This window comes from Bradyrhizobium sp. BTAi1 (assembly GCF_000015165.1).
GTDB classification, from domain to species: domain Bacteria; phylum Pseudomonadota; class Alphaproteobacteria; order Rhizobiales; family Xanthobacteraceae; genus Bradyrhizobium; species Bradyrhizobium denitrificans.
In genome coordinates this window covers 2,731,357-2,757,660 of sequence record NC_009485.1, presented here as the reverse complement: position 1 = coordinate 2,757,660, position 26,304 = coordinate 2,731,357, and the positions used below count along the sequence as shown (strand labels likewise).

The 26,304-nt window shown below is 66.1% G+C and carries 24 protein-coding genes; 7 read left to right on the top strand and 17 right to left on the bottom strand.

The genetic code is table 11. The annotated features are described in order from the left end of the window. Positions 1 to 72 precede the first annotated feature (72 nt). Positions 73 to 915, bottom strand: a complete 843-nt coding sequence (locus BBTA_RS12400) for a pirin family protein (protein ID WP_012042830.1) — start codon at positions 913 to 915, stop codon at positions 73 to 75. 33 nt (positions 916 to 948) lie between these two features. Beyond that, positions 949 to 1,554, bottom strand: a complete 606-nt coding sequence (locus BBTA_RS12395) for an FMN-dependent NADH-azoreductase (protein WP_012042829.1) — start codon at positions 1,552 to 1,554, stop codon at positions 949 to 951. Between the two features lie 110 nt (positions 1,555 to 1,664). On the opposite strand from BBTA_RS12395, the gene BBTA_RS12390 reads away from it, so the two are divergent. Beyond that, positions 1,665 to 1,967, top strand: coding sequence for a LysR family transcriptional regulator (locus BBTA_RS12390; protein WP_012042828.1), 303 nt, complete (start codon positions 1,665 to 1,667; stop codon positions 1,965 to 1,967). Here the strand turns inward: BBTA_RS12390 and BBTA_RS38840 are convergent. Then, positions 1,929 to 2,701, bottom strand: a protein-coding gene (locus tag BBTA_RS38840; RefSeq protein ID WP_148221378.1) for an IS5 family transposase whose coding sequence is annotated in 2 segments (ribosomal slippage) — positions 1,929 to 2,368 and positions 2,368 to 2,701 — 774 coding nt in all. Because the reading frame shifts where the segments join, the coding sequence is not laid out codon by codon here. The two genes, BBTA_RS12390 and BBTA_RS38840, sit on opposite strands and share 39 nt — an antisense overlap. A 28-nt stretch (positions 2,702 to 2,729) precedes the next feature. Here BBTA_RS38840 and BBTA_RS12375 point away from each other — a divergent pair. Then, entirely contained in the window at positions 2,730 to 3,413 is a 684-nt protein-coding gene (locus BBTA_RS12375) for a substrate-binding domain-containing protein (protein ID WP_083780643.1), read from the top strand. Between the two features lie 324 nt (positions 3,414 to 3,737). Here the strand turns inward: BBTA_RS12375 and BBTA_RS12370 are convergent, their stop codons facing one another. Next, positions 3,738 to 5,366, bottom strand: a complete 1,629-nt coding sequence (locus BBTA_RS12370; RefSeq protein WP_012042825.1) for an inorganic phosphate transporter — start codon at positions 5,364 to 5,366, stop codon at positions 3,738 to 3,740. A gap of 214 nt (positions 5,367 to 5,580) precedes the next feature. On the opposite strand from BBTA_RS12370, the gene BBTA_RS12365 reads away from it, so the two are divergent. Genes BBTA_RS12365 through fabI form a run of 4 tightly spaced genes read left to right on the top strand, consistent with a single transcriptional unit; the run spans position 5,581 to position 11,439 of the window. After that, positions 5,581 to 7,005 carry a bifunctional enoyl-CoA hydratase/phosphate acetyltransferase gene (locus BBTA_RS12365; protein ID WP_012042824.1) on the top strand — a complete coding sequence of 475 codons (1,425 nt, stop codon included), beginning with the start codon at positions 5,581 to 5,583 and terminating at the stop codon, positions 7,003 to 7,005. A gap of 3 nt (positions 7,006 to 7,008) precedes the next feature. Further along, positions 7,009 to 8,226, top strand: coding sequence for an acetate/propionate family kinase (locus BBTA_RS12360; RefSeq protein WP_012042823.1), 1,218 nt, complete (start codon positions 7,009 to 7,011; stop codon positions 8,224 to 8,226). A gap of 15 nt (positions 8,227 to 8,241) precedes the next feature. Beyond that, positions 8,242 to 10,599: a DUF3141 domain-containing protein gene (locus tag BBTA_RS12355; RefSeq protein ID WP_012042822.1), complete on the top strand. Its 2,358-nt coding sequence runs from the start codon at positions 8,242 to 8,244 to the stop codon at positions 10,597 to 10,599. A 12-nt stretch (positions 10,600 to 10,611) separates the two neighbouring features. After that, positions 10,612 to 11,439: an enoyl-ACP reductase FabI gene (gene fabI / locus BBTA_RS12350; protein ID WP_012042821.1), complete on the top strand. Its 828-nt coding sequence runs from the start codon at positions 10,612 to 10,614 to the stop codon at positions 11,437 to 11,439. A 93-nt stretch (positions 11,440 to 11,532) separates the two neighbouring features. Here fabI and BBTA_RS12345 read toward each other — a convergent pair whose 3' ends face one another. The 12 genes from BBTA_RS12345 to BBTA_RS12290 all read right to left on the bottom strand — a co-directional run bounded on the left by BBTA_RS12345 (position 11,533) and on the right by BBTA_RS12290 (position 23,406). Then, a complete protein-coding gene (locus BBTA_RS12345) occupies positions 11,533 to 14,073 on the bottom strand; it encodes a YbcC family protein (RefSeq protein WP_041750594.1) in 2,541 nt (846 codons plus the stop codon). Continuing rightward, on the bottom strand, positions 14,070 to 15,698 hold the full coding sequence (locus tag BBTA_RS12340) for an NADH-quinone oxidoreductase subunit L (RefSeq protein ID WP_012042819.1): 1,629 nt from the start codon (positions 15,696 to 15,698) through the stop codon (positions 14,070 to 14,072). The genes BBTA_RS12345 and BBTA_RS12340 overlap by 4 nt, the downstream gene beginning before the upstream one ends. Beyond that, positions 15,695 to 16,597 (bottom strand): NUDIX domain-containing protein, encoded by a 903-nt coding sequence (locus tag BBTA_RS12335; RefSeq protein WP_041750593.1) that lies wholly within the window; start codon positions 16,595 to 16,597, stop codon positions 15,695 to 15,697. The genes BBTA_RS12340 and BBTA_RS12335 overlap by 4 nt, the downstream gene beginning before the upstream one ends. 41 nt (positions 16,598 to 16,638) lie before the next feature. Next, complete coding sequence (locus tag BBTA_RS12330; protein ID WP_041750592.1) at positions 16,639 to 16,917, bottom strand: 4a-hydroxytetrahydrobiopterin dehydratase; 279 nt, start codon at positions 16,915 to 16,917, stop codon at positions 16,639 to 16,641. A gap of 35 nt (positions 16,918 to 16,952) precedes the next feature. Continuing rightward, a complete protein-coding gene (locus BBTA_RS12325) occupies positions 16,953 to 17,282 on the bottom strand; it encodes a BMC domain-containing protein (RefSeq protein ID WP_049795349.1) in 330 nt (109 codons plus the stop codon). A gap of 110 nt (positions 17,283 to 17,392) precedes the next feature. After that, complete coding sequence (locus tag BBTA_RS12320) at positions 17,393 to 17,734, bottom strand: BMC domain-containing protein (RefSeq protein WP_012042816.1); 342 nt, start codon at positions 17,732 to 17,734, stop codon at positions 17,393 to 17,395. 58 nt (positions 17,735 to 17,792) lie between these two features. Further along, entirely contained in the window at positions 17,793 to 18,053 is a 261-nt protein-coding gene (locus tag BBTA_RS12315) for a carboxysome peptide B (protein ID WP_008961423.1), read from the bottom strand. Beyond that, a complete protein-coding gene (locus BBTA_RS12310) occupies positions 18,043 to 18,333 on the bottom strand; it encodes a carboxysome peptide A (protein ID WP_008961424.1) in 291 nt (96 codons plus the stop codon). Before BBTA_RS12310 ends, BBTA_RS12315 begins: the two co-directional genes overlap by 11 nt. Further along, on the bottom strand, positions 18,330 to 19,859 hold the full coding sequence (locus BBTA_RS12305; RefSeq protein ID WP_012042815.1) for a carboxysome shell carbonic anhydrase: 1,530 nt from the start codon (positions 19,857 to 19,859) through the stop codon (positions 18,330 to 18,332). The genes BBTA_RS12310 and BBTA_RS12305 overlap by 4 nt, the downstream gene beginning before the upstream one ends. Further along, positions 19,856 to 21,547: a CsoS2 family carboxysome shell protein gene (locus BBTA_RS12300; protein WP_244424412.1), complete on the bottom strand. Its 1,692-nt coding sequence runs from the start codon at positions 21,545 to 21,547 to the stop codon at positions 19,856 to 19,858. Before BBTA_RS12300 ends, BBTA_RS12305 begins: the two co-directional genes overlap by 4 nt. A 9-nt stretch (positions 21,548 to 21,556) precedes the next feature. Further along, positions 21,557 to 21,898 carry a ribulose bisphosphate carboxylase small subunit gene (locus tag BBTA_RS12295; RefSeq protein ID WP_012042813.1) on the bottom strand — a complete coding sequence of 114 codons (342 nt, stop codon included), beginning with the start codon at positions 21,896 to 21,898 and terminating at the stop codon, positions 21,557 to 21,559. Between the two features lie 68 nt (positions 21,899 to 21,966). Continuing rightward, positions 21,967 to 23,406, bottom strand: a complete 1,440-nt coding sequence (locus BBTA_RS12290; RefSeq protein ID WP_012042812.1) for a form I ribulose bisphosphate carboxylase large subunit — start codon at positions 23,404 to 23,406, stop codon at positions 21,967 to 21,969. Between the two features lie 150 nt (positions 23,407 to 23,556). On the opposite strand from BBTA_RS12290, the gene BBTA_RS12285 reads away from it, so the two are divergent. Continuing rightward, positions 23,557 to 24,474 carry a LysR family transcriptional regulator gene (locus BBTA_RS12285; protein WP_012042811.1) on the top strand — a complete coding sequence of 306 codons (918 nt, stop codon included), beginning with the start codon at positions 23,557 to 23,559 and terminating at the stop codon, positions 24,472 to 24,474. Between the two features lie 76 nt (positions 24,475 to 24,550). Here the strand turns inward: BBTA_RS12285 and BBTA_RS12280 are convergent, their stop codons facing one another. Further along, the gene (locus BBTA_RS12280; RefSeq protein WP_041750591.1) at positions 24,551 to 26,203 is read right to left on the bottom strand and encodes a 3-(methylthio)propionyl-CoA ligase; all 1,653 of its coding nucleotides are present in this window, start codon (positions 26,201 to 26,203) and stop codon (positions 24,551 to 24,553) included. Positions 26,204 to 26,304: the final 101 nt, after the last annotated feature.

The window sequence follows — 26,304 nt, the reverse complement described above, 5'->3', positions numbered from 1 at the left end:
GGTCCCCGCACGGCTTAGTCTCTGAAGAGGAGAATTTGCTTCTCTCGTTGGCGATTTACAGTGGTCCCGCCGTCACGACGGCGGAAGCTGGCCCATGCCCCCGCTCCTGTAGCGCACCCGTGCCGCGGCGATCTGCTCTGCGCTACTCATGATGAACGGCCCATCGATGAGGACCGGCTCACGGATCTCAGGGGCGGACATCACGACGAGGTGAGCCAGCTCATCAGCTGCAAAGCTTAAGCGCGCACCATCGCCATGCATGGCAATCGCCTGCCGCTGGGCCAAATGCCGCGCGCCACCTTCGCTGCTGACGGCAAGATCGCCAGTTGCGACATAGATGAGTGTCACGTGACCCTGCGGATGATCGAACGTAAGATGTCGTCGGAGCTCCACGTCGAGAAGCGTGAACGGCTCGATGGGCACCATCGGCGACGTCAGATGCTCGTAACATCCGACCACCACACGGACGCGATCTCCGGCGGCATTCGTCCACTCGGGCACTTCGCTGCCCGACAGCGTCATCGTCTTGGGCGCACTCGACTTGTTCGGCGACGTCAGATTGACGAACAGCTGCAGGCCGTGCAGTTCGCCTGTATCGGCGGGAGTCTCGTGATGCACTATGCCGCTTCCAGCATGAGTCCAGACCAGACCTCCCGCGCCGACCACGATATCGTTGCCGAGCGAGTCCCTGCTGCGCAAACGACCCGCCGAATCGGGGAAGACATAAGTCGCGGCCACAAATCCAGCGTGAGGGTGCAGCGGAAACGGCCGTCCGCTCACCCTGAAATCGTCACAGACCAGCACCGAAGACTTCAGATCTCCCAACGGAGCGAGATCCAGGGCCTGAGCTGAAAAGGAGGATCGGCTGGAGCCTCGCTCCTGCGCGGCGACGATGGAAGAGAAGAGCACGGCCATCTCGGTCCTTTCGATCGACTGATGCGAAGGTTCTCAAGCCGCGAGCTTGGCGGCGTGCTCCTTGGCGGCAGCAATGGCCTTGGCGCGTACAACCGGCCCCAGAGCGACACCTTCAGCTCGCACGAACGAGATCTCGGCGATGCCGAGAAAGCCGAAGAAGCTCAGCAGGTAGTTCTCCTGATGATCGAGCGCAGCAAGGGGAGACCCTGCGCTGAAGATGCCGCCCCGCGCCGAGGCGACGATGACCTTCTTGCCCTTGCAGAGCCCGACCGGGCCATGTTCTCCGTAGCTGAATGTCTTGCCCGGGACTGCCAGCCGATCGATCCAGGCCTTGAGCTGCGACGGAACGCCGAAATTGTACATTGGCGCGCCGATCACGATGACATCGGCTGCTAGAAAATCTTCCATGACCGCCAGACCCGCGCCGACGTCGGCCTGCACTGCCTGATCGGCCGGCGCACCCTGCAGCGCGGCCAGATAGCCTCCCGTCAGATGCGATAACGGTTCGGCCACAAGGTCGCGGTAGATCACGTTCCAAGATTTGTCGGCTCCCTTCAGCAAGGCGACGATCTCGGCCGACAACTCCCGCGTCACGGACCCTACGCCGGCGATGCTCGAATCGATGTGAAGAAGCTTCATGGTTCCTCCATTTGGCGGACGCTCCGCCAAGCCGCCCGACCATGAGAACTTGCCATCGATCTGAAAAGCCAATATAAACCGATGTTATTTATCTGTTTGGACGATATATCGTGCTCGATGGAATCTCCCTCGACCAACTGACGACGTTCGTGACCGCCGCTGAGACCGGCAGCTTCTCTGCTGCCGGACGCAAGCTCGGGCGTGCTCAGTCAGTCGTCAGCCAGAACCTCGCCAATCTCGAAACCCAGCTCGGCATTCAGCTGTTCGATCGCAGCGCGCGCTATCCCGTCCTCACCGCAGCGGGCCGGGCTCTCCTTGCGGACGCCCGCGCGGTCGCGGAGGATCTGGCCAAGCTGAAGGCGCGCGCGCGCGGACTAGGTCGTGGACTCAAACCGCATCCAGAGGCGGGTTGAGGCGAGCAAGACGGCGGAGAGGAAATTGCGAGCGCTCTTATCGTAGCGGGTCGCGATGCGGCGGAAATGCTTCAACTTGTTGAAGAAGCGTTCGATCAGATTGCGCTGTCGATAGAGAGCAGGATCGACCGAACGCTGAACCTTGCGGTCGCGGCAGGTTGGGATGTGAGCGCGCCCGCCACGGCTTTCGACCAGATCGATGAGGGCTCGGGCATCGTAACCGCGGTCGGCGACCAGATCGCGCCCCGGCTCGACCGCTTCGATGAGGGGCGGCGCCACGGTCTTGTCCGAGGACTGGCCCTGCGACAGCACAATATGGACCGGCATGCCGGCCTGATCGACGATGGCGTTTATCTTGGTGCTCAGTCCTCCACGAGAACGGCCGATGGCGTTATCCGGGCCCCCTTTTTACCACCGGCGGCGTGCTGGTGAGCGCGGATGATCGAGGAGTCGATTAACTGCAATGACTGTGGAGACTTCGCTGCCAAGGCCTCAAATATCTGCAGCCAGATGCCCTTCTTGGCCCATCGATTAAAGCGATTGTAGGCTGTTGTGTAAGGGCCATAGCGCTCAGGCAGATCGCGCCACGGCGTGCCAGTGCGCAAGACGAAGAAGATGCCGTTGAGCACCTTGCGGTCATCCGGCCGCGGCCGGCCGTTCTTCTTGCCCTCCGCTCCAGGCAACAGCGGCGCGATGATTGTCCACTCCGTGTCTGAAAGGTCGAAGCGAGCCATCGGGACCTCCTCTTTTGGGAAGCCTTGAATCACTCCGCCCCGTCACCCGCAAGGGGTTTGGGTACAGGACCTAGCTGGTGGACTTGAGCCCGAGCTGAGCGTTGCGTCCAATGTGCTATTTCCAACCGCTGTCCTGACGGAGGCGGTGAGCGCCTTTCAGCAGGAGTTTCCGACCACATCGTTGCGAGTTTCTGTCGAGAGCATGGGAGGGGTCATCGAGCCAGTCCTCGAACGGCGGTGCTCGTTCGGCATCCGAGGCCCTCTGCTGACCAACCATCCCGAACTTCGCGATGAAGCCCTGCTCGGCCTTCGCTACCTTATGGTCGCCTCTCCACGGCATCCTTTGGCCACCCATCCCGGCGCCATTCCTCCGGATGTGCTCAGCGAGCACGTTCAGCTCGTCCTGACCGATCGATCGCGTCTGACCGATGGCAAGGATCTGCGTGTCTATTCGTCAAAGACCTGGCGTTTGTCGGATCTCGGGGCGAAGCATGCGTTCCTGCGGGCAGCACTTGGATGGGGCGGCATGCCCTATCATGTGGTTGAGGATGATCTCCAAAACGGCGAGCTGGTGCCGCTGACGCTCGAACAGGCAGAATCGGATACTCACATCAAGATGTCCGCGGTCTATCGAACAGATACGCCCCCAGGGCCCGCAGGGCGTTGGCTCATCGACCGACTGAAAAAGGCGACAGACATGCGGCGCGCATGAGAGCCAGAGAGCCCACCGATCTCGTCGATCTGCGGCTCGGGCGCGCTGACCGTCTTCCGCAAACGTCGTGTCCCACCTGCCGCATGCAAGGTGCCCGCTGACCAGCAGACTCTCCATTTGCGCATGGTCTTTTCTCGTTCTTGCCATTGCGCGGCGCGCGCATCGGCCAGATTGAAATGCAGCCAGTACCATCCGTACTGATCGAGATGGAACGGCTCGTCATGCACAAGCGGCTGGGGTGTGCCGTCCGCGGTGAAGCGGAAGGCCCACACCAGCCCCTCCAGGGGCGGCGCCGTCACCGCTGCGAGGGCCGCCCCATCTGCGTCAGAAGATCCGGCTGAAGATGACGTAGAGCGAGCCCGACAACAGGATCGCCGCGGGCAAGGTCAGCACCCAGGCCATCAGCAGGTTGCGCACGGTTGCCATCTGCAGGCCGGAGCCGTTGGCCGCCATCGTGCCGGCGACGCCAGACGACAGCACGTGAGTGGTCGACACCGGCAGGCCGAACACATCGGCCGCGCCGATCGTGGCGGCGGCGACCAGCTCGGCGGAGGCGCCCTGCGCATAGGTCAGATGCGACTTGCCGATCTTCTCGCCGACCGTGACCACGATGCGCTTCCAGCCGATCATGGTGCCCAGGCCGAGCGCGATCGCCACCGCGATCTTGACCCAGTTCGGAATGAACTTGGTGGCGCCGTCGAGCGAGGCCTTGTACGCGTTCAGCGTAGCGATCTCCTCCTTGTTGAGGTCGTTCTCCTTGTCCTTCATCAGGAAGCGGATCGCCTCCGAGGTCAGATACATGTCATTACGGGTATTGCCGACGGCTTCCGCGGGTACCTTGTTGAGCGAGCCGTAGGTCCGCACCTGGTTGCCGACGTCCTTCACCAGCATGGCGAGGGACGGATAGGTGCCCTCGTTGATCTTGCGCTGCGCGACGTAGAGCGTGACCGCGGGACGTGGATCGCCGATCACGTTGTGGCCGGCGGCCTTCGCCGCGATCACCTTGGAGGCGGCTTGCGAGGTCTCCTGGAATTTCGCGATCTGCGCCTCGGGGAGCGTGCGGTTCAGCGCATAGGCGGTCGGCACCGTGCCGATCAGGATCAGCATGATCAGGCCCATGCCCTTCTGGCCGTCATTCGAGCCATGGGCAAAGGAGACGCCGGTGCATGTCAGGATCAGCAAACCGCGGATCCAGATCGGCGGCGGCTTCGGGCCTTCCGGAGCGGCGTAGAGCGCGGGGTTGCGAACGAGAAATTTGAGCAAATAGAGCAGCGCAGCGGCGCAGATGAACCCGACCAGCGGCGACAGCAGCAGCGCGTAACCGATCTCGGTCGCCTTGCTCCAGTCGACGCCGGACGTGCCATCGCGGCCGCGAAGGAGAGCATTCGCCACGCCGACGCCGATGATCGACCCGATCAGCGTATGCGAAGACGAGGCCGGCAGGCCGAAATACCAGGTCCCGAGATTCCACACGATGGCGGCAATCAACAGCGCGAACACCATCGCGAAGCCGGCGCTCGATCCCACCTGCAGGATCAGCTCGACGGGCAGCAGCGAGACGATGCCGAACGCGACCGCGCCGCTCGACAGCAGCACGCCGAGGAAATTGAAGAAGCCGGACCACATCACGGCGAACTCGGCCGGCAGCGAATGCGTGTAGATCACGGTGGCCACCGCATTGGCGGTGTCATGGAAGCCGTTGACGAACTCGAACCCGAGCGCGATCAGCAGCGCGACGAACAGCAGCAGGTAAGGCAGATATGTCGTCACCTTCACGCCGGTGGCGTCGACATCGGCATAGATGCTGTAGGCGACGAACAGCAATCCTGCGGCGAGGACGCCGAAGAAGAGGATCATCGTCAGCGGGTTGAAGCCCTTGTCGAGGTTCGGCCGTCCGGCCGGCTGAATTGGCCGTTCGTCGCCGACCGCCTGATTGACTGTGATTTCGGCCATGTCGCTCCCCATACCGTTCCACTTGGAGCCCCATAGTGGAACGAAGATTTGAAGCGTGGATGACATGCGCTCGCAACAGTGTGAGCGGATAACAAATGAACGGGTCAATAAGTCGTCACGGTCAGATCGTATAATAAACATGTGGCACTACGCTTGCGCTCCGTCGATCAGCAGGCGCAGCAATACGATGAAACTTTCGGCAACGGAGCGCGAAATGACCCAGACCATACGCAACAAGAGCTGGGCGGAGCTGGAGGTCGGCGACAAAGCCGCGATCGAACGGACATGCGCAGTACAGGACCTGATCCTGTTCGCCCATGTCTCCGGCAACACCAATCCGATGATGCTGCCGGATGGTAGCGCCAACCATGGTTCGAAAGAGGTCATTGCGCCATCGATGTGGGTCGGATCGTTGATCTCGGCCGTACTTGGCAACGTCATGCCCGGTCCGGGCACGCTGTATCGCTCGCAATCGCTTGAGTTCAAGAAACGTGTGCATGTCGGCGACCGCCTGCGCATCACCGTGACCTGCTGCGAGAAGCGCGAGGCGCCGGTCGCGTTGTTTCGCGCCGAGATCACCGACCAGGCCGGCGATCTCGTCTGCGCGGGGCTTGCCGAGATCGATGCGCCGACAGTGTCGATCGAGACGCCGGTGCGCGAGCTGCCGGCGCTGATCGTCGATCATGCCGATCATTTCGCCAAGCTGGTCGATCTCGCTGCGCAGCTGCCGCCGCTCAAGACCGTCATCGTCTGTCCTGAAGACCGCAACTCGCTCGGCGGCGCCCTGCTCTCAACCGAACGTGGCCTGATCCACCCGGTGCTAATCGGCGATCCCGATCGCATCTCGGCCGCGGCGCGCGAGATCGAGGCCGACATCAGCGGCTGGGCGCTGGTGCCGGAGACTGACCACCGTGCCGCCGCCGCGCGCGCCGTGGCGATGGTGCTGGCCGGCGACGCCCATGCGGTGATGAAGGGGGCGATCCATTCCGACGAGCTGCTGGCGGCGGTGGTGAAGAAGGATGGCGGGCTGCGCACCAATGGCCGGATCAGCCATGTCTTCGCGCTCGACGTGCCAACGCTGGACGAGATCCTGTTCATTTCCGATGCCGCCATCAACATCGCGCCCGACCTGATGGCGAAGGTCGACATCGTGCAGAACGCCATCGATCTGGCGCGCGCCTGCGGACTCGACCGGCCGCGCGTCGGCGTGCTGTCCGCGGTCGAGACCATCAACCCGAACATTCACTCCACGCTCGACGCCGCCGTACTGTCGAAGATGGCCGAGCGCGGCCAGATCAAGGGCGGTATCGTCGACGGTCCGCTGGCGATGGACAATGCCATCGACATGGAAGCTGCGAAGACCAAGGGCATCGCCTCGCTGGTCGCCGGCCATGCCAACGTGCTGATCGTACCGAACCTCGAGGCCGGCAACATGCTGGCGAAAGAGCTGACCTTCATCGCCCGCGCCGAGGCCGCCGGGCTCGTGATCGGCGCGCGCGTGCCGGTCATGCTGACCAGCCGAGCGGACAACGACCGAGCCCGGCTCGCCTCCTGCGCCCTCGCGCAGCTCTACAATCACTGGCGGCGCGAGGGCCGCGCCTTTGCCGGCTCGGCGCAGGCGAAGGCGGCGGCGGAGTAGAGGATGACCGACGCCATTCTGACCATCAATGCCGGTTCGTCCTCGATCAAATTCGCGGCCTATGAGATCGCAACTGCCGGGCTGCGCCCGTTGGCCAGGGGACATATCGACGACATCGGCGACGACACGACGTTCACGGCCGGTCCGGCCGACGGTCCCGCCGAGCGACAACCGATCGATGCGTCCAAGGGCACGGTCGATCACCGCTCTGCGTTGGAGCTCGCCGTCGATTGGCTGCGCCGGCATGAGGACGGCTGCCATGTCGTGGCTGTCGGCCACCGCGTGGTGCATGGCGGGCCGGATCATGCCGAGCCGGTGGTGATCGACGACGGCACGTTGCTGCGCCTGCGCAAGTTTGTGCCGCTGGCGCCGCTGCACCAGCCGCATAATCTCGCCGGGATCGCCGCGGCGCTGCATGCGTTTCCGGACGCGGCGCAGGTGGCCTGCTTCGACACCGCGTTCCACCGCCAGCACCCGTTCATCGCCGACACGTTCGGACTGCCGCGGCGGCTCTATGACGAGGGCGTGCGCCGCTACGGCTTTCACGGCCTGTCCTACGAATATGTCTCGCGCCGGCTGCGCAGCGTGGCGCCAATGCTGGCATCGGGGCGCGTCATCATCGCGCATCTCGGCAATGGCGCCTCGGTCTGCGCGCTGCGCGACGGCCGCTCGGTCGCCTCCACCATGGGCTTCACTGCGCTCGACGGCCTGCCGATGGGCACCCGCTGCGGCCAGCTCGATCCCGGCGTCGTGCTCTATCTCCTGACCGAAAAGGGCATGAGCCCCGACGAGATCACGCATCTCCTGTATCACGACTCCGGGCTGAAGGGCCTCTCGGGCCTCTCCAACGACATGCGCGAGCTCGAGGCATCCCACGCGCCGGCAGCGCGCGAGGCGATCGACTATTTCGTCGCGCGCGTGCGCCGCGAGATCGCGGGGCTCGCCGCGACCATCGGCGGCGTCGATGCCATCGTGTTCGCCGGCGGCATCGGCGAGCATGCCTTTCGCGTGCGCGAGCAGATCCTCGGCGACATGGGCTGGCTCGGCGTCGGTCTCGACCGGGACGCCAATGCGCGCAACGCACAGACCGTGAGCCTGCCGGACTCTCGCGTCGCCGTGCTCGTCATTCCGACCGACGAAGATCGCATGATCGCCGAGCACACCGCCGAGATCCTGGGCCTGATTCACAGCGCCGCGGACTCCACGCGCCTGACAGACTGACCGAAGGGACCGCCAATGTCTTCCCCCTACAGCCCCGCGACCGCCCTCGCCCGCAGCTTCGGCGCAGCCGGCATCACCACGACTCAGACGCAACGCGTCTCGCAGAGCCTCAGCCGGCATCTTGACAAGTTCGCCCGCGAGCATGGCAAGCGGGCGCAGGATCTGATCAGCGAGGGTGCCGGTCTGGCGCGGTCGTTCAGCAGCGCCACGCAAGGCCATATTTTCGACCAGGCGCGTGACTATTGGATCGACGCCGGCCAGCGCATGGTCCTGACACTGGACGTGCTGCGCGAGCGCGCCGACAACGATGCCCGGCACGAGGCCGCGGGGACGCCGCCGGTGCTGATCTACGACCATGAGGTCGCGCTCGATGGCCGCAACCTCGTCCGTCCGGTCAACTACATGCTCCTGAAGATCCTGCCGCCGGCCGGCGTGGTCACCTATGACTGGAAGCGTCCCTATGTCATCATCGATCCTCGCGCCGGCCACGGCGCCGGGATCGGCGGCTTCAAGCAGGACAGCCAGGTCGGTGTCGCCCTGCATGACGGGCATCCCGTCTATTTTGTCGTGTTTAGGCCGCATCCGGAGCCCACCCAGACGCTCGCCGACGTCATGCGCGCCGAGGCGGCGTTCATCGCCGAGGTCCATCGCCGCCATCCCGAGGCGCCGAAGCCGATCATCGTCGGCAATTGCCAGGGCGGCTGGGCGACCCTGATCCTGGCGGCGGCGAATCCCGACATCACCGGACCGCTGGTCGTCAACGGCGCGCCGGTCGCCTCTTGGTCGGGACGGCTCGGCGAGAACCCGATGCGCTATAATGGCGGCCTGCTCGGCGGCATTCTGCCGGCGCTGGTGCTGTCCGATCTCGGCGGCGGCGAATTCGACGGCGTGCACCTCGTCTCCAACTTCGAGATGCTCAATCCCGGCCGCAACTATTTCGGAAAGTATTTCGACCTCTATGCCGATCCGGAGAAGGGCCGCGCGAGCTTCCTCGAATTCGAGCGCTGGTGGGGCGGCTTCCATTTCATGAACGAGCAGGAAATCCGCTGGATCGTCGAGCAGCTGTTCATCGGCAACCGGTTGTCGCGCGGCGAGGCGCGCATCGAGCGCGGCCGTCAGCTCGATCTCAAGGCGATCCGCTCGCCGATCATCGTATTCGCGAGCTGGGGCGACAACATCACGCCGCCGCAGCAGGCGCTGAACTGGATCGTCGACACCTATGCCGACGAGCACGAGATCCGCATCCGCGGCCAGCGCATCATCTACATGGTGCATGACAAGGTCGGCCATCTCGGCATCTTCGTGTCGTCCTCGATCGCGAAGAAGGAGCACACCGAGGTCGCCTCGACGATGAAGACGATCGAGGCGCTGGCGCCCGGTCTCTATGAGATGACGATCGACGAGCAGATCGGCGAAGGCATCGCCGCGCGCTTCCACGTGTCGTTCCATGAGCGCAAGATCTCCGACATCCTGGCGATCGACGACAATGACCGCAGCGAGGAGCGCGGCTTTGCCGCGGTCGCGCGCCTGTCCGAGCTCGGCGCAGAGCTGTACGACCTCACCGCCCGTCCGCTGGTGCAGTCGATGGTGACCGACGAGATGGCCAAGCTGATCAGCGACGCGCATCCGGCACGCCTGATGCGCCGTGGCTTCGGCGGCGACAACGCCATGACCCACGCCATCCGGAAAGCGGCGGATGAGGCCCGCGCGGCGCGGACGAAGGCAGGACCATCGAATCCGTTCCTGGCGCTCGAGCAGTTCTGGGCGAAGAGCGTGGTGCAGGCGTTCGACGTGTTCCGCGACGTCCGCGACAGCCTCTACGAGGCCACGTTCCTGTCGATCTACAGCTCGCCGCTGATGGATGCGATCGCCTCGACCCACGCCTTCCAGCGGGTTCACCGCGAGCCCAAGGAGCTGCGCTTCCTCCCCGAGGTGCAGGCGATCCTGCTCGGCATCGCGCGCGGCGGCTTCGAGGAAGCGGTCATCCGGATGCTGATCCTGCTCGCGGACTCCCGCGGCTCGGTGCGCCGCGACCGGCTGGAGCGCTCCGCCAAGGTCTTGACCAAGGACGAGCCGTTTGCCTCGCTCGGCGCCGAGCGCCGCGCTGCGCTGATCCGCGAGCAATCGATCATCGTCGAGTTCGAGCCCGACCCGGCTGTCGCGACGCTGGCCGAGCTGCTGCCCGACTTCGGCGACCGCAACCGCGCCATCGACGTGGTCGAGTTCATCGCAGGCAGCGTCGAGGACATGGAGCCGAATACGATCCGCACCCTGCAGCGGCTGCGCGAGGCGCTCGGCCTGCCGCCGCTGGCGCTGGCCGCGGTGTCGGCCGATCCGCTCACGGAGAACCTCGCGGTCCGCGACGTGGCCTGACAGGAGAGCACGATGCCGGACACCGCTCACTCGCCCGATCCGCTGCCGATCGTCTGGAATCCCGACGACCGGATCGGCGACATGCTGAAGGGGCGGCGCGGCCTCGTGCTCGGCGTGGCCAATGAGAACTCGATCGCCTTTGGCTGCGCTGCCAAGCTGCGCGCCTTCGGCGCCGAGGTGGCGCTCACCTATGCGGACGACCGCACCCGCAGCTTCGTTGCGCCACTCGCCGAGCGCATCGGCGCCAGCCTGCTGCTGCCGTTGAACGTCGAGCAGCCGGGCGAACTGGACGCGGTGTTCGAGCGCATCAAGCGCGAATGGGGCCGGCTCGATTTCGTCGTGCATTCGATCGCGTTCGCGCCGAAAGCCGACCTGCACGGCCGCGTGATCGACTGCTCCGCCGACGGCTTTGCCCGCGCGATGCGGATCTCGGTCTACTCGTTCCTGGAGCTCGCGCGTGCCGCCGAGCCGCTGATGGCGGCGGGCGGCGCGCTGCTGACGATGAGCTATTACGGCGCCGACAAGGTCGTGAACCACTACAACGTCATGGGCCTCGCCAAGGCCTCGCTGCAGGCCGCCGTACGTTATCTCGCCGCGGAACTCGGCGAGAAGAACATCCGCGTCTATGCCGTCTCCCCCGGGCCGCTGCAGACCCGCGCCGCCAGCGGCATCGCCCATTTCGACGAGCTGATCGAGGCCGCCGTGAACCGCAGCCCGGGACACCGCCTGGTCGACATCGCCGAGATCGGCCGGGTGGTCGCATTCCTCGTCGGCGGCGGCGCCTCCGGCATGACCGGCGACACGATTTATGTCGACGCCGGGCTGCACAATATGGCGTAAGCATCAACCGAGCTGATGCCGGTCGCACTGCTTCGGCCAAAGAAGGCTACCGCGCGCCCTCTCAGGCGGCATTAGCCCATCGCCCTCCGGCGATCAAGATTCTGACCGCTCCTCAAGCTGCTGCCACAGCAGATGGCCACGATAGGCATGCGAGACGCGGCCTTGCGGCGAGATCGCGTAGAGATGCAGCCAATGATGGTCGACGAGTTCACGTACGATGTCATTTTTCGCGATCACGCCGTTGATTGCCTCGAGCGGAGCCTCGATCAGCACCGTCAGGCGCAGCGGCTCGTGCACGAAGCGGCTGCCGTCATGCACGGACTGCCAGGGCAGCCCGACCTTGAGGTCGCCGGCATTACCCTCGAGCACACCGAGCGTGCCGACGACATTGTGCAGCACCTTGTTGCCGGCGCCGAACGCGGCATTGTTGACCGTCGAGCCATAGTATTGAAGGTTGATCCAGCTCGCCACCACCATCGGCGCGGTCATGATCAGCTGCAGCGTGCCGAAGTCCTTGTCCTGCTGCCAGTCGTAATCGTGCAGGAAGCTGCGGCCGCCGAGATCGATTCCCCTGGTGCGGGCGCGCGGCGCCGCGATGAAGCTGGCATTGCCGGCCAGGCCCCATTCCGGCCTGACCTGGGCCCAGTCGCGGCTTCGCGTTACCACCTGCTGCTCCGTCGCCGCGCCGCGAGCTATGCCGAGCAGCGCCGCGCGCTCGAGCCGCGTCAGCGAGGTGGCCTTGGCCAGCAGCGCACGCAGGCGCCGCAGGTCGTCGGCATGAGACGCGGGCAGTTGCTCGATGTCAAACAGCCTGATCACGTCGGTCGTGGTGTCGTGCAGGCAACCGAGGAACACGGTGTCGTCCGGAATGTCGATGCCGCGCTGGCGCAGCGCGACGCGAACGTCGGGATCGTTGAGGATGGCCGCCGCGACCCGCGCATTGGCCTCGCCGGTGTGTCCACCACAGGCGCCGCAGTCCAATCCTGACGCATGCGGATTGTTCACCGTCGTGCTGCCATGGCCCGTCAACATCACCAGGCGCGCGAACGGTCCGGTCATCGACATCGCCCGGAGCACCGCCTCGGCCATCGCGACCCGCTGCGCCGGATCGAAGCCGGTGGCGCGCCCGCCGACCGGGCGCGGCTCGATCCGCGGGCCGAGCCGGCCGATGAGATCGTCGTCCAGCCCGTCGGTGTTCGGATCGTGCACGGTGCGGGTCACTGCAAGGCTGTCGCTGAGGATCTTGCCGGCGAACAGCAGCCCCGCCGTCTCGACATAGATGAACGACGACACCGCCGACAGCTTGAACGACTTCCAGGCCTTCCTGACGCGGCGGCGCAGCAGGCGCATGACCAGGATCTCGGAGTCCTCCTCCTCCGATGTTCCGCCGACGGCCTCGCACACCGTGAATTGCGGCCGCAGCAGCACCGGGCAATGCGCGCGGCCGGTGACGTGACCGATCGGCACGAACTCGATCGGGAAGCCGAAGAAGCCGGCAAATCCCACCGTCTCGACGCCGTCGCCGACCGACTCCATCGCCCGCCGGTACACCTCGGAACGCACGTCGATGCAGAACGCGGCCTGCACCGCCGGCCGCGCGCCTGCCGTGCGTGCTGCAGGCGCCCCAGCGAGACGATCGAGCAGGCGGCGTCGAAACGCGATCTCATAGGCCTCCTGCAGCACCATGTTGATGCAGAAATCAGGATCGCCGCCGAGCTGATCGTCGAGCGGCGGCAGTGCCGCCTGCTCCATCGCGCGGCGCCAGGCCTCGCGGAACGCCGTATCCGTGCGTTGCGCAAACAGCGTGTAGCCCCACACCACGCGGATCGCCAGCAGCTGCTCCAGCGTATCGTCGCGGTCGCCGGCGAGCTCGTGGTTCCACATCAGGTAACGCGCATAGGCAGCCCAGCCGCCGATCTCGAGCAGCGCCTGATGCAGATAGTCCTCGACTGCACGTGCCGGAATGCCGAGCCGTTCGATCACCGTGGCGATGGCGGCGACGTAGTCGTCGGGCATGTCGGCGACCAGCGCGCGGAAACGCGCGATCCCCATCATCTCCGGATTGCGGTCGTAGCGCACCCAGGCGCGCCAGGCCGCATAAGGGCGCAGCCCGCGCGCCGGCATCCGCCACACCGACTGCCCCTCGTCGAAATAGGCGGCGCACCAGCGCGAGATCTCGTCGGTCATGAAGGCGGTGCGCGCCACATGGCGATCGCCGGCCGCGAGCTCGTTGAGCACTTCCGCCACTGTCGCGACCACCGCCGGAGGCTTGCGCGCGATCCGGTCGTTGTCAGCGAGCTTGAGCAGCTCCGCGGCCTCGGTCGGCAGACGCCAATCCGCAGGCGCGGCGGCAAGCGCCGCCGCGAGATCTGCCGTTTCGATCGTGCCGTTGCGAATGGCCTCGCGGTAGAACGCCCGCGGCATCAGCGTATCGATGCGGGCGACCCGATGCAGCATCGCGCAGGTCGCGTGGAAGCTGCGGTCGCTGAAGCCCAGGAACGGGTTGACGGCGACGAAGTTCTTGAGCGGCCAGACCGGCGCGATACGGCGGCAGGCGCGTTCGATGGCGTGTCGCAGCAGCGGCGTCGGGGCCAGGACGGCGGCCGGCGCCTCACGGTCGATCACATCGCTCATGGGTGTTCCCTCAGCACGATTGGAAGACGAACGGGGACGGATGTCGGCGCCGGCCCGGGCCAGTAATGCAGCACGAGACGGTTGGTGATCGTGTTGACGTAGAAGCCGTTGGCGACGTGGACGTACAGCGCCTGCCAGCGCGGCTCCGTCGCATGCCTGGGCACCATGCCCTGCAGGAAGGTGACGGTCGCGAAGGACAGCACGATCAGCGCGACGATGGCGATGCCGAGCGGCCCACGCAGCGCCTCGGTCTTCGGCAGCGCGCCGGCGAACATCTGCTCGGCGACGAGCTGCAGGCCGAAATAGGCCGCCGCGACCACGGCCGCCAGCGCCAGCGTGCGCACGACGACATAGGCATTCGGCCGCTCGTCGATGCCGTTGGCGACGAGGTGGATCAAGCCGAGCAGCAGCACCGCGCCGAGCGCGAACACGCCGGGCTGGCGGGCCGGCGTCGCGCCGGTCAGCAGGCTGAACAGCAAGGTCACCAGCAGCACGCCGGCGATCGAGAAGATCAGCCGAAACGGGTGCGGCTTGCCGCCGGGGCTCGGCGTCCAGGACGCGCGGGCGATGTCGATCACGCTGCCCGAGGACAGGAAGGCATGCGCCTTGTAGAGCGAGTGCGCGACGATGTGCAGGAGCGCGGCGGCGAATGCGCCGAGGCCGCATTCCATCATCATGAATCCCATCTGCGCGATCGTCGACCAGGCCAGCGAGACCTTGATCGAAGTCTGCGTCAGCATCACCACCGAGCCGAACAGCGCAGTGAAGCCGCCGATCACCGCGAGCAGATCCATCGAGGTCAGCGACAGCGAGATGACATCAGTGAAGCGCAGCACCAGGAAGCCGCCGGCATTGATGATGCCCGCATGCAGCAGCGCCGAGACCGGGGTCGGCGTCTCCATCACCTCGATCAGCCAGCCATGCACCGGGAACTGGGCCGACTTCAACAGGCCGGCGAAGACCATCAGCACCGCCGCGATCTGGACGCCGAGCGGTATCGCGCCCTGCCCGCGCATCGCCTGGGCGGCCGAGAACATGCTCTCATAGTCGAGGCTGCCGAACGCCGCGTAGAGCAGGAGCATCGCCGCGACCAGGAACAGGTCGCCAAGCCGGCTGGCGAGGAACTTCTTGCGCGCCGCGATCACCGCCGCCGGCCGCTCGGCGTAGAACACCAGGAGCCGATGCAGCGCCAGGCTGGTGGCCGACCAGGCCAAGGTGAACTGCAGGAGATTGCCGGAGATCGCCAGCGTCAGCACCGCGGCCAAGGTCAGGCACATCAGGCGGATGAAGCGGATCTGGCCGGGATCGCCATCCATGTAGGTGAAGCTGTAGCGCAGCACGATGGCGCCGATGAACGACACCAGGCAGAACATCGTCGCGCTGACGCTGTCGAGATAGAGGCCGAAGCCGATGCCGCTGATGGCGAGCGCCGGCGTATGCAGCGCGCCCAAGGTCGCCACCCCGATTGCGGTGGCGAATGCTGCTGCGCCGGCGACACCGGAGGCGACCGCGGCCATCCGGTTCACGGCCTGGTGCGATAGATCCGGCTTGATCGCGGGTAAGAGAGAGGCAGCGAGCAGGGCCGCAGGCCCGGACATTGCAAGCCAGAGCGAAGAGGTCATCATGTCAGGACTCCCGTTGTCGCAGGAAAACGAGATGTGTCACGGGCGGCGGTCGCGGCGGGCTTGAACAGCGGCAGCTCCGCGGCCGTGCCGTCGGCTCGCAGCATCGTCAGACCTGCCTGCCGGTTGTTTGCCGCGAGCAAGAGCGGCGGCGCTTCGATCGCAAAATCGGCGCCGCGCTGCGCGGCGAGCGCGCGATCGCTGGCATCGTCACAGGCAACGCCCCAGAGCCGCACGGACGGCCGCGCCGGGCTGCGCCGCAGGGTGGCGGAACAGGCGAACGCGCCATGCGCGCCGGCGCGCTGCGCTTCGAGCGCAGATCCTTGCAGCAGTACGCGCGGCCCGGCAGGCGCGACCGCCGCGATGATCCTCCGCGCCAGCGCGATCCGCTGGTCGGGGGCGCAGCGCGGCGCGCGAATGACGATCAGGCCGGCGCCGCGATCGCACGCCGCGATGGCCGCGACGGCGGCGCGCGCCGGATCGTCGTGATCGACCACGGCCAGCAACTGTGGCAGGCCGAGCGCGAACATCGCGCGAGCATTGCTCGGCAGCAGCGGTGCCACGCCGGGTTCAGCCGGGTCGACCCAGGCGAGGCGCTGACCTTCCCGGCCGACCGGCGTGCCGCGCCAGCGCTCGACACGGAAGATATGCAGGCGCACCCGCTTGGTCGGAAACGCATGCACGTAGCAAAGCCACGAGCGGAGCGCGGTGGCGTGGATGCCGGTCTCCTCGTCGAGCTCGCGCACCGCGGCGGCGGATGCGCTTTCGCCGCTGTCGATCTTGCCGCCGGGCAGTTCCCAGAACCCCGCCGCGACCTGCCGCGCCGTGCGCTCGGCGAGCAGCACGTGGCCGCGATCGTCATGTACGACGGCGACAGCGACCTCGATCACCGGCGAGCTCATCGCGCACGGCCGCTGCGCGGCGTGATGGGACGACAGGCCGATCATGGCCCGGTCCAGGCCGCGGCGAGCACCGCCGCGCGCCGCGCATAGTCGATCTCGGCCCCCCCCGGCGCCGCGCCGTCGCGGCCGCGCAGGGTGATGTTGACGAAGGTGCGGGCGAAGCCGAGATCGGGGAACAGACGCGTCTCCTCGGACAGCACCGCCAGGCCATCGAGGAACTCGCGGGTCTGTGCGTAGGATTTGAACTCATAGCGGCAGAACAAGGATGGCGGTTGGCTCACGGCCTTCCACGCCTCGGGCAGTTCGATGGTGGGCTGCATTTCTCGCCTCCGTGATCAACAAGCGGCTGTCGGCGTCATTGCGCGGCGACTTCGTCGCTCAGCAGCTCGCCTTGCGGATAAAGCGGCAGGATGTGCTCGACCTCGCTGTGCGGACGAGCGATGATATGCGCCGCGGCCAAGCCATCGCCGACGCGCTCGCAGGCATCGGCACCGGCCCGCACCGCGGCATTGACCGCCCCGGTCTCGCCGCGCACCATCACCGTGACATAGCCGCCGCCGACGAACTGACGGCCGATCAGCCGCACCTCGGAGGCCTTCGTCATCGCATCCGCCGCCTCGATCGCCGGCACCAGTCCGCGTGTCTCGATCATGCCCAGCGCTATTCCGAACCGCTCGCTTGCCATTTCTCTCTCCTGTCCGATCTTGTTGTGAGGGGAATTCAATTCGTCGCGTCGTCATCGGCACGCGGCCGCCGCGCACCGTGGCGGCGGTGAAGCGCGCGACGCTGTCGGCGCTATTCCGCCGCGGGAATGCGCGCCAGGCTCTGGTCCTCGAGGCGGGTCATGCCGGGCTTCGGCAGCACGTGCTCGACCTCGATATGCGGGCGGGCGATGATATGCGCCGCAGCCAGGCCATCGCCGACGCGCTCGCAGGCATCGGCGCCGGCCCGCACTGCGGCGTTGACCGCACCGGTCTCGCCGCGCACCATCACCGTGACATAGCCGCCGCCGACGAACTGACGGCCGATCAGCCGCACCTCGGACGCCTTCGTCATCGCATCCGCCGCCTCGATCGCCGGCACCAGGCCGCGCGTTTCGATCATGCCCAAGGCAATTCCCATCTTCTCGGTCGCCATCAGTGCTCTCCTCCGCTTGCTGTGCTGTTGATGGTTCAGTCGATCGTCCGCGCGCTGGTCAGGCGCGCCAGCGCTCTTCGCTCCAATCATCGATGATCCCGCCGATGGTGAGATCGGTCGTGATGTTCGGGTTGCCCGCGGCCGCGCGCGCCGCGGAGTAGCCGATGGTGATGACGTAATCGCCCGGCTTGGTGCCGATCGGATCCACCACCACGTCCAGATTGCCAGCGGGGTCCTCGACGACGCGCAGCGATTTCGACGCGAGCCAGAACACCCGCTTGGTGGTAACGAGGTCGCGCACGACGCGGCTAATCTGCATTGGCGACCACCTTCTGTGCCGCCCGCCCGGCCGGATCGTCCCAATAGTCGATGATGCCGACGATGGTCAGGTCGCTCGGAAAATCCTTGCTGCCGGCGGCGTCGCGCGCGGCCGAGCTGCCGACGGCAATCACCCAGTCACCGGGCTTGCAGCCGACCGGGTCGACGGCGACCTGCTTGGCGCTGCTGCCGCGCTCCTTGACCACGAGCAGCCGCCGGTTCAGCAATCCCGGAATGCGCGCAGTGGCGACCAGCGTGCCTTCCACTTGGCAGATCTTCATGGGTGGACCTCCGGTGAAGCGTCGCCATGCGACGCCGTCAGATCGATCGGGGTGAGCGCGCTGCCATCGGCGGCACGCACGACCGCCGCAACACCGAGCTCGCCGCGCGCGGCGAGCGCCGCATGCCGCGCCAGGATCGCGGCCGCCAGCCGCCGGGCCTGCTGCTCAGCCGTGACCGCAGCGCCCGGAATGCGCGGGTCGAAGCGGATATGCGCCAGAATCGGCACCGGCAGGCGATGCGGCGCGTGATGCGCGTGCAGGATGCGAATGCCGACGTCGAGATCGGCGGCGCCCTCCTCCACGGTGCGCATCTGCGCCTGGAATGCGAGGTTGCGCAGCTGCACGTCGTCGACGGGATCGCCGACCACGATCAGACGCTCGGTATGGCCGGCATCGGCGTAGCGGCCGCGGTGCCAGTCGCGCACCGCCTCGACCTGGCCGATATTGTTCTTCAGGAGATAGCCGCAGAACCAGCGCATGCCCTCGGTCTCGGCATCGTCAGCCGGCACGCCGGCGCAGGCCGCCACCGCATCGCGGATCGCGTCCTTGGCATGCTCGCGCGGCAGGTGCGCGGTGGCGTCGTACAGGATCGCGCTGTCGGCGTGGCGCAGGATGTCCATCCGCCCGGTCGCGTCGGGCACATGCACGCGGATCGCGTCGGTGTCGGTGTCGACGCCGATCAGCAGCGTCGCCACCGCGCAGCGCGCGCCGTGCAGCGTGCGCATGGCTTGATCGAACTGGTTCAGCCGCTCCAATAGCGCGCCGGCGGCGCGCACATCGTCGCTGCCATGCGCGGCGCAGCCTTCGTGCCGCGGCGCGATGCTGCTGAAATGATAGACGCCGATCTTGAGGAAGCGCGTCGGCGCCTCGGCGGCGTTCGGCGTGCCAGTGCGCCAGCGCTGCAGCTCGACGCTTTCCCAGTGCCGCACGGACTGCGCGACGTCGAACATCGCGCCGGCATAGGATTCGCGGAAGGCGACGATGCTCGGCGGCACCCGCAGGATGTAGTCGGTCACACCGCTCAGCCGGCCGTCGGCACAGGGCGTGATGTCGATCGCGTGGAAGCCCCAGCGGCGGATTAACGCATCTGCCGGCTCGCCGTCGACGAGGTGCGACAGCCCGCGATCGAAGGCGCGCTCGATCAGGCGGCAGAAGGTGCCGAGCACGCAATGCGCATGCAGCGCGCGCAGGTCGAGCGGCGCGGTCCAGCTCGCCACCAGCGCGGCGGCCGGAATGTCCAGCTGCAACCGCGCATGTAGCGTCGCCGCAGCGTGCGCGGCAAATTCCGGCGCGAATTGGCGCGGCGCCAGCTCCTGCAGCGTCGGTGCGATCGCGCCGAAGGCGGCTTCGATCTCGTCGGCCCGGCGATGCAGCGCCTGGCTGACGGTGCGGTCGGCGAGCGGATGGCGTCCCGCCACTGGCTCACTGGCGCGTGCCGACCATGCGTCCCAGCCGCGCGGCGGCGGGCGATGGCGTGGTCCGGTCGCGGCGGCGCGGCGCGCCGCATGGAGTGCTGCCCCTCTCAACTTTGCGCTCCCCCGGATAGCGTGACGCGGGCGCCGGTCTTGGAGAAATAGCCGAACATCCCGGTCACGAGCTGCTTGGCTTCCTCATGCGTCGCCTGCTGCTTGAACTTCCCTGCGCCGGCAAACGGCTTGGCGCGCGGGCCGCGCTCGCTCGGATTGCGTGCGGCGGCGAAGGCACCTTCGGTTCCGGTCACGCGCGACTGGTCGCTCCATGCGTCACCGGTGACATGGCCGTGGCTGATGCCTTCACCCGTGAGGCGGCCATGTCCGGCCATGTCGCCCGCCTGCCGCAGCCGCGGCCGGCCGGCGAATTCGAGATTGCCGGTCACCTTGCTGCCGCCGGCCGCGAACGCGCCGGTGACGCGCTCGCTTGCCGCTGCCGTGGCCGTTCCGGCCGCGCGCAGTTGCGCGGCACGTTGGGGCGAGCGGATCGAGAAGCGCTGGCCGATGGTGTCGACCGAGATCGCAGCGTCCGCCGCCGTGCCGGGGCTGTCGGCGCGGTAATACGGCGTGCCGGTGATGTCACGCATGGACCCGCGCGCCGTGCCGGTGACGCCTTGGTCCGGCCGAGGCGTGTCGCCAGTCACGGCAGCCGCTGATGTGCGGCGCTGCCAGCGCGCGGCAGCCTCGGGCTCCGCCCACTGCGCCGCCGTCGCCGGCCCCTGATACTGGCTGCCGGTCAGCAACGCGGCGGCGGCCGGCGCGTCACCGGTCACGCGCGAATGATGCTCGACATCCGAGCCGGTGATGCGCTGTCCACCCCAGCTCTGCGCCACGGCCACCTTGGATCGCGCGGCGGCTGCGGGTGCGACGCCCGAACGGTTGAGATGCTGCACGCCGGTGACCTGTCGGCCACCTGCAACGGCATCGTCGCCGGTGATGCGCGGCGAGCAGCCAGGCGAGCTGCCGGTGATGGGTTGACCCAGTTCGGTCATTTCGATGCGCGGCGGCCGCACGCGTTGACGCGAGCCGCGAGCGGCCATCGGCGCCGGGCGGCGCGTCAGATCGTCGTCGGGCGTCTGCTCGACCTCGCCGGTGATCGTCACGCCGTGTCCAGGCTCGTCGCCGGTGATCGCCACGGCGCTGCGCGTCAGCGTGCCGGAGACAACGAGTCCGCCGGCGGTGCGCGACAGCCCGACCTTGGCCGCAGCGCCGGCGCAGGCTGCGCCGGAATTCGGAGCGAAATACGCCGTCCCCGACACCGGCTGCCGGCCGCCGCGCAGATCGCCGGTGATCTGACCGCCATAGCCGACACTGCGGCCGGTGACACGCTGACCGCCCTGGGTGTCGGATTCGGTCACCTTCGGCACGTAGCTGGGCGGCCGCTCGCGCCCCGGACGCGGTGGTGACGGCGGCGCGACCTCGATCTGGCTGGCCGACGTCAAAATCGCGGTGCCGGCTTTCAGCGCCTGCTTGCCACCGGCCAGCAGACGGCGGCGCTGCATCGCCAGGGATCGTCCCGACAAGCTCGTACTGGTGATCGCGGCCGGCGCAGTCGCGATTGCCGGCGCTGTCGCGACAGATGCAGGCAGTGCGGCTTCACCAGTGCCCAGCTCGGGCAACGAGGCACTGCGGAAGCCGTCGCGCACCCGCTGGTTGGCGGGCGGCAGGGCGCCCTTGCCGGCGGCGAGGGCCGCGCGGCGCGCCATCGACGCGGCGCGGCCGGATGATGAGGATGGAGCGGGCATGCGCGACCTCTAGCGTCCGCTGGCGCGGTAGACGATGAAAGCGGTGCCCTGCGACTGCGCGTAGTTATCGTAACCGATCAACCGCACATGCTGGCCGGGATTGGCGCGATGGCAAGCCTCGAGCTCGCCAAGGATGCGCTCGATCGAGCGCTCGCCGAACATCGGCAGCTTCCAGAGATACCAGAAGCTCGACATCGATTTCTCCGGCTCGGTGTGCTCGATCGCCGGATTCCAGTTCTGCGAGATCAGATAGGCGATGTTCTTGCGCAGCCGGTCCTGGGTCATCGGCGGCAGGTAGGAGAAGGTCTCGCCGCGGCGTTCCGCGGACTTGTAGGCGACGGCTTCGGACATGGGGCTTCCCTGGCGTTTTCAATGACGCGTGATCGAGACAGCGATGAACAAAGGTGGGGCTTGCCGGGTCAGGCGTTGACCACGCGCAGCATCGGACCGGTGTCGAGCTTGTCGACGACGTCGAACTCGAACTTGATCTCTTTCCAGGTCTCCATCGCGATCTTCAGCTCGGGCGAGTGCTGCGCTGCCTCGGTGAGGATCTCGCGGCCCTCGCGCTCGACCGGACGGCCCTGGTTGCGTGCCTCGACGCAGGCTTCCAGCGCCACGCGATTGGCGTGCGCGCCGGCGGCATTGCCCCAAGGATGACCGAGCGTGCCGCCGCCGAACTGAAAGCACGCATCGTCGCCAAAGATCGCGGTCAACGCCGGCATGTGCCAGACATGGATGCCGCCGGATGCCACCGGCATCACGCCGGGCATCGCGCCCCAATCCTGATCGAAGAAGATGCCGCGCGCGCGGTTCTCCGGCACGAACGGCTCGCGCATCAGGTCGACCCAGCCGATCGTCGCCTCGCGGTCACCCTCGAGCTTGCCGACCACCGTGCCCGAATGCAGGTGATCGCCGCCCGACAGGCGCAGGCACTTGGTCAGGACGCGGAAATGGATGCCGTGCATCGGATTGCGGTCGAGCACGGCGTGCATCGCGCGGTGGATGTGCAGCAGCATGCCGTTCTCACGGCACCAGTTCGCCAGGCCCGTATTGGCGGTGAAACCGGCGGTGAGGAAGTCGTGCATGATGATCGGCGCGCCGAGCGATTTGGCGAATTCGGCGCGCTTGTACATCTCCTCCGGAGTCGGCGCGGTGACGTTGAGATAATGCCCCTTGCGCTCGCCGGTCTCCGACGTCGCCTTATGCACGGCTTCCATCACAAACTCGAAGCGATGCTGCCAGCGCATGAACGGCTGGCTGTTGATGTTCTCGTCGTCCTTGGTGAAATCGAGGCCACCGCGCAGACATTCATAGACGGCTCGGCCGTAATTCTTCGCAGACAGGCCGAGCTTCGGCTTGATGGTGCAGCCGAGCAGCGGGCGTCCGTATTTGTTGAGCCGATCGCGCTCGAGCTGGATGCCGTTCGGCGGTCCGCCGCAGGTCTTCACATAAGCGAGCGGGAAGCGGATGTCCTCCAGGCGCAAGCTGCGCACCGCCTTGAAACCGAAAACGTTGCCGACCAGCGAGGTCAGCACGTTCACGACCGAGCCTTCCTCGAACAGGTCGATCGGATAAGCGATGAAAGCGTAGAACGCATTGTCGTCGCCCGGAACCGGCTCGATGCGATAGGCGCGGCCTTTGTAATAGTCGAGATCGGTCAGCAGATCTGTCCAAACCGTGGTCCAGGTGCCCGTCGACGACTCGGCTGCGACGGCGGCAGCAGCTTCCTCGCGCGGCACGCCGGCCTGTGCGACAATCTTGAAAACTGCCAGAAGATCAGTATCGAGCGGGACATAATCCGGCGTCCAATAGGTCTTGCGATATTCCTTGACCCCGGCCTGATAGCTCTTCTCTGCCATGCCATCCTCCCTGTCGCTGTTCGTTGCGAGCAGAGAAACATCGATGGCCGCGAAAGAAAATTCAGTGGTTCTTATGCTGGCATTTGCATTCTTGATGATTGCGCGACGCGTGCTATCGTCCTGCCATTCGTTGCACCGCAAAGACGCGTCATGCACATCACCCTGCAACATCTGCGCATCTTCGAAGCCGTCGGCCGTCACGGCGCGATCACGCGCGCTGCCGCCGAACTGCATCTGACACAGCCGGCGGTGTCGATGCAGTGCAAACAGCTGGAGGACCAGATCGGACTGCCGCTGATCGAGCAGATCGGCAAGAAGCTTCAGCTCACAGAAGCCGGTCGCGAGCTGCTGGTGCATGCGCAGCGCATCGCGGCGCAGATGTCGGAGCTGAAGGCGACGATGGATCAGTTCCGCGGTCTCGAGCGCGGCGTGCTGCGCCTCGCCGTGGTGTCCAGCGCCAACTACTTCCTGCCGCCGGTGATCGCGGCCTTCACCGAGCGCCATCCCGGAGTCCGCGTCAGCCTGCGCGTGGTGAACCGCGACGCTGTGTTGGCCGCACTCACCGACAACCAGACCGACCTCGCCATCACCGGCCAGCCACCGGACAGCGCCGACATGGTCAGCCATTATTTCATGGACAATCCGCTGGTGGTGGTGGCTCCCCCGCGGCATCGGCTCGCCGGCTCAGGTCCAATCGGCTTCGCGGCTCTGGCCGACGAGACGCTGGTGCTGCGCGAGACCGGATCCGGCACGCGTGCGACCGTGGAGCGCTACCTCGCCGAGCACAATGTCACCTACCGACCCGGCTGCGAGCTGAGCACCAACGAAGCGATCAAACAGGCGGTTCAGGCCGGCCTGGGACTCGGCATCGTGCCGGCCCAGACGATCGAGCTTGAACTGGAGACGAAGCGCCTGGTGATCCTTCCGCTCGAGGGATTTCCGCTCTACCGGCGCTGGTTTGTACTTCACCGCAAAGACAAGCGGCTGTCCGGCGCAGCCGAAGCGTTCCGCAATCTTCTCGTGGACAAAGTTTCACGGAGTGCCGGCGAGCAGCGCCAGCCACCGTAGTCACCGAGCGCGATAGCCGCACAGGCAGTCCAGCGAATTTCGAAGTCGGCGCTGACCCAGCCACGGTCGCTTCGACTCAGGTTGCGGACGACCGAAAATCTTTGAACTGTTCGCGAAGTCTGTTCTTCAGGACCTTCCCGGTTGCCCCGATCGGGAGCGATTCGACGAAACACACGTCATCCGGCACCCACCATTTGGCGACTTTCCCTGCGTAGAACCCGATCAGCTCGTCCTTCGAAACGGCCGCTCCCGGCCTCTTGACCACGAGGAGCAAAGGACGTTCGTCCCACTTGGGATGCGCAACACCGATGCACGCCGCTTGCTGCACAGCAGGATGATCCATCGCGATGTTCTCCAGCTCGACGGTCCCGATCCACTCGCCGCCGGATTTGATGACATCCTTGCTGCGATCTGTGATCTGCATGTAGCCATCGTGAGTGATGGTGGCGACATCGCCGGTCGGAAACCAGCCATTGTCGAGGATCGATCCGCCCTCGTTCTTGAAATAGCTCTCGACGATCCACGAACCCTTGACCAGAAGATTTCCATAGGTCTTGCCGTCCCAAGGCAGTTCCTGCCCATGGTCGTCGACGATCTTGAGGTCGACTCCGAAAATGGCATTGCCCTGCTTCTGGAGGATCGCGTCTTGGGCCTCGCTGGGAAGGTTCAAATGGTGATTCTGCAGGGTGCCTGTGGTTCCCAAGGGCGACATTTCCGTCATGCCCCATCCATGGACGACCTCGACACCATGCTCGTGGCGAAACGCCTTCATCATCGAGGGTGGGCAGGCCGCTCCACCAATGACGGTGCGCTTGAAGGTGGAGAAGCGCAGCTTGTTCTGCTCGACATAGCCGAGCAGCCCGAGCCAGATGGTCGGTACACCCGCGGAGAACGTCACTCCTTCGCTCTCGAACAGATCGTACAGCGACTTTCCGTCCAGGCCGGCCCCCGGCAACACCAGCTTGGCGCCGGTCATCAGCGCCGAATAAGGCAGCCCCCATGCGTTGACGTGGAACATCGGCACCACGGGCATGACGACTTCGCGCGCCGAGACGTCCAATCCATCTCGCATCGCGGAGGCGTAAGAGTGCAATACCGTGGAACGATGCGAGTACAGTACGCCCTTGGGATTGCCTGTCGTGCCGGATGTGTAGCAGAGTCCGGATGCCGCATTCTCGTCGAACACCGGCCAGCGATACGCGTCGGAGGCGGATGAGATCAGCTCTTCATAGCACAACAGGTCCGGGATCACGGTCGAGACCGGCATTCGCTCTCTGCTGGACAAGGCGATGAACGCTTTGACCGTCGGGCATCGATCGACGACCGCCTCCACCAGCGGCAGAAATGCCGGATCGAAGAACAGGCATTTGTCCTCGGCATGATTGACGATGTAGGCGATCTGGTCGACGTGAAGCCGCGGATTGATCGTGTGGACCACTGCACCGGAGCCTGAAACGGCGTAGTAGAGCTCAAGATGGCGAAAATCATTCCAGGCCAGAGTGGCCACGCGATCGCCCATTTCCACCTGGAGATGCTTGATCACATGCGCCATCTGCCGAGCGCGCCGGTGACAATCTCTGTAATTGTAGCGATGAAGCGAGCCATCCGCCTCTCGCGAGACGATCTCGTTACCACCGAAGTGACGGTCCGCGTGTTGGATGATACCAGAGATCAGCAGCGGATCACTCATCATCTGGCCGATGAGCGGACTCTTTCGATCGTGGGACATGGCTTCCACTTCGACTTTCCAATCAAGCAGGGTTCGTTTGTGCCAATCTTCCGCGTTGCAACCTTGTCCGCCGCGTCTCGACAAATTGAGATGCGGCGAAG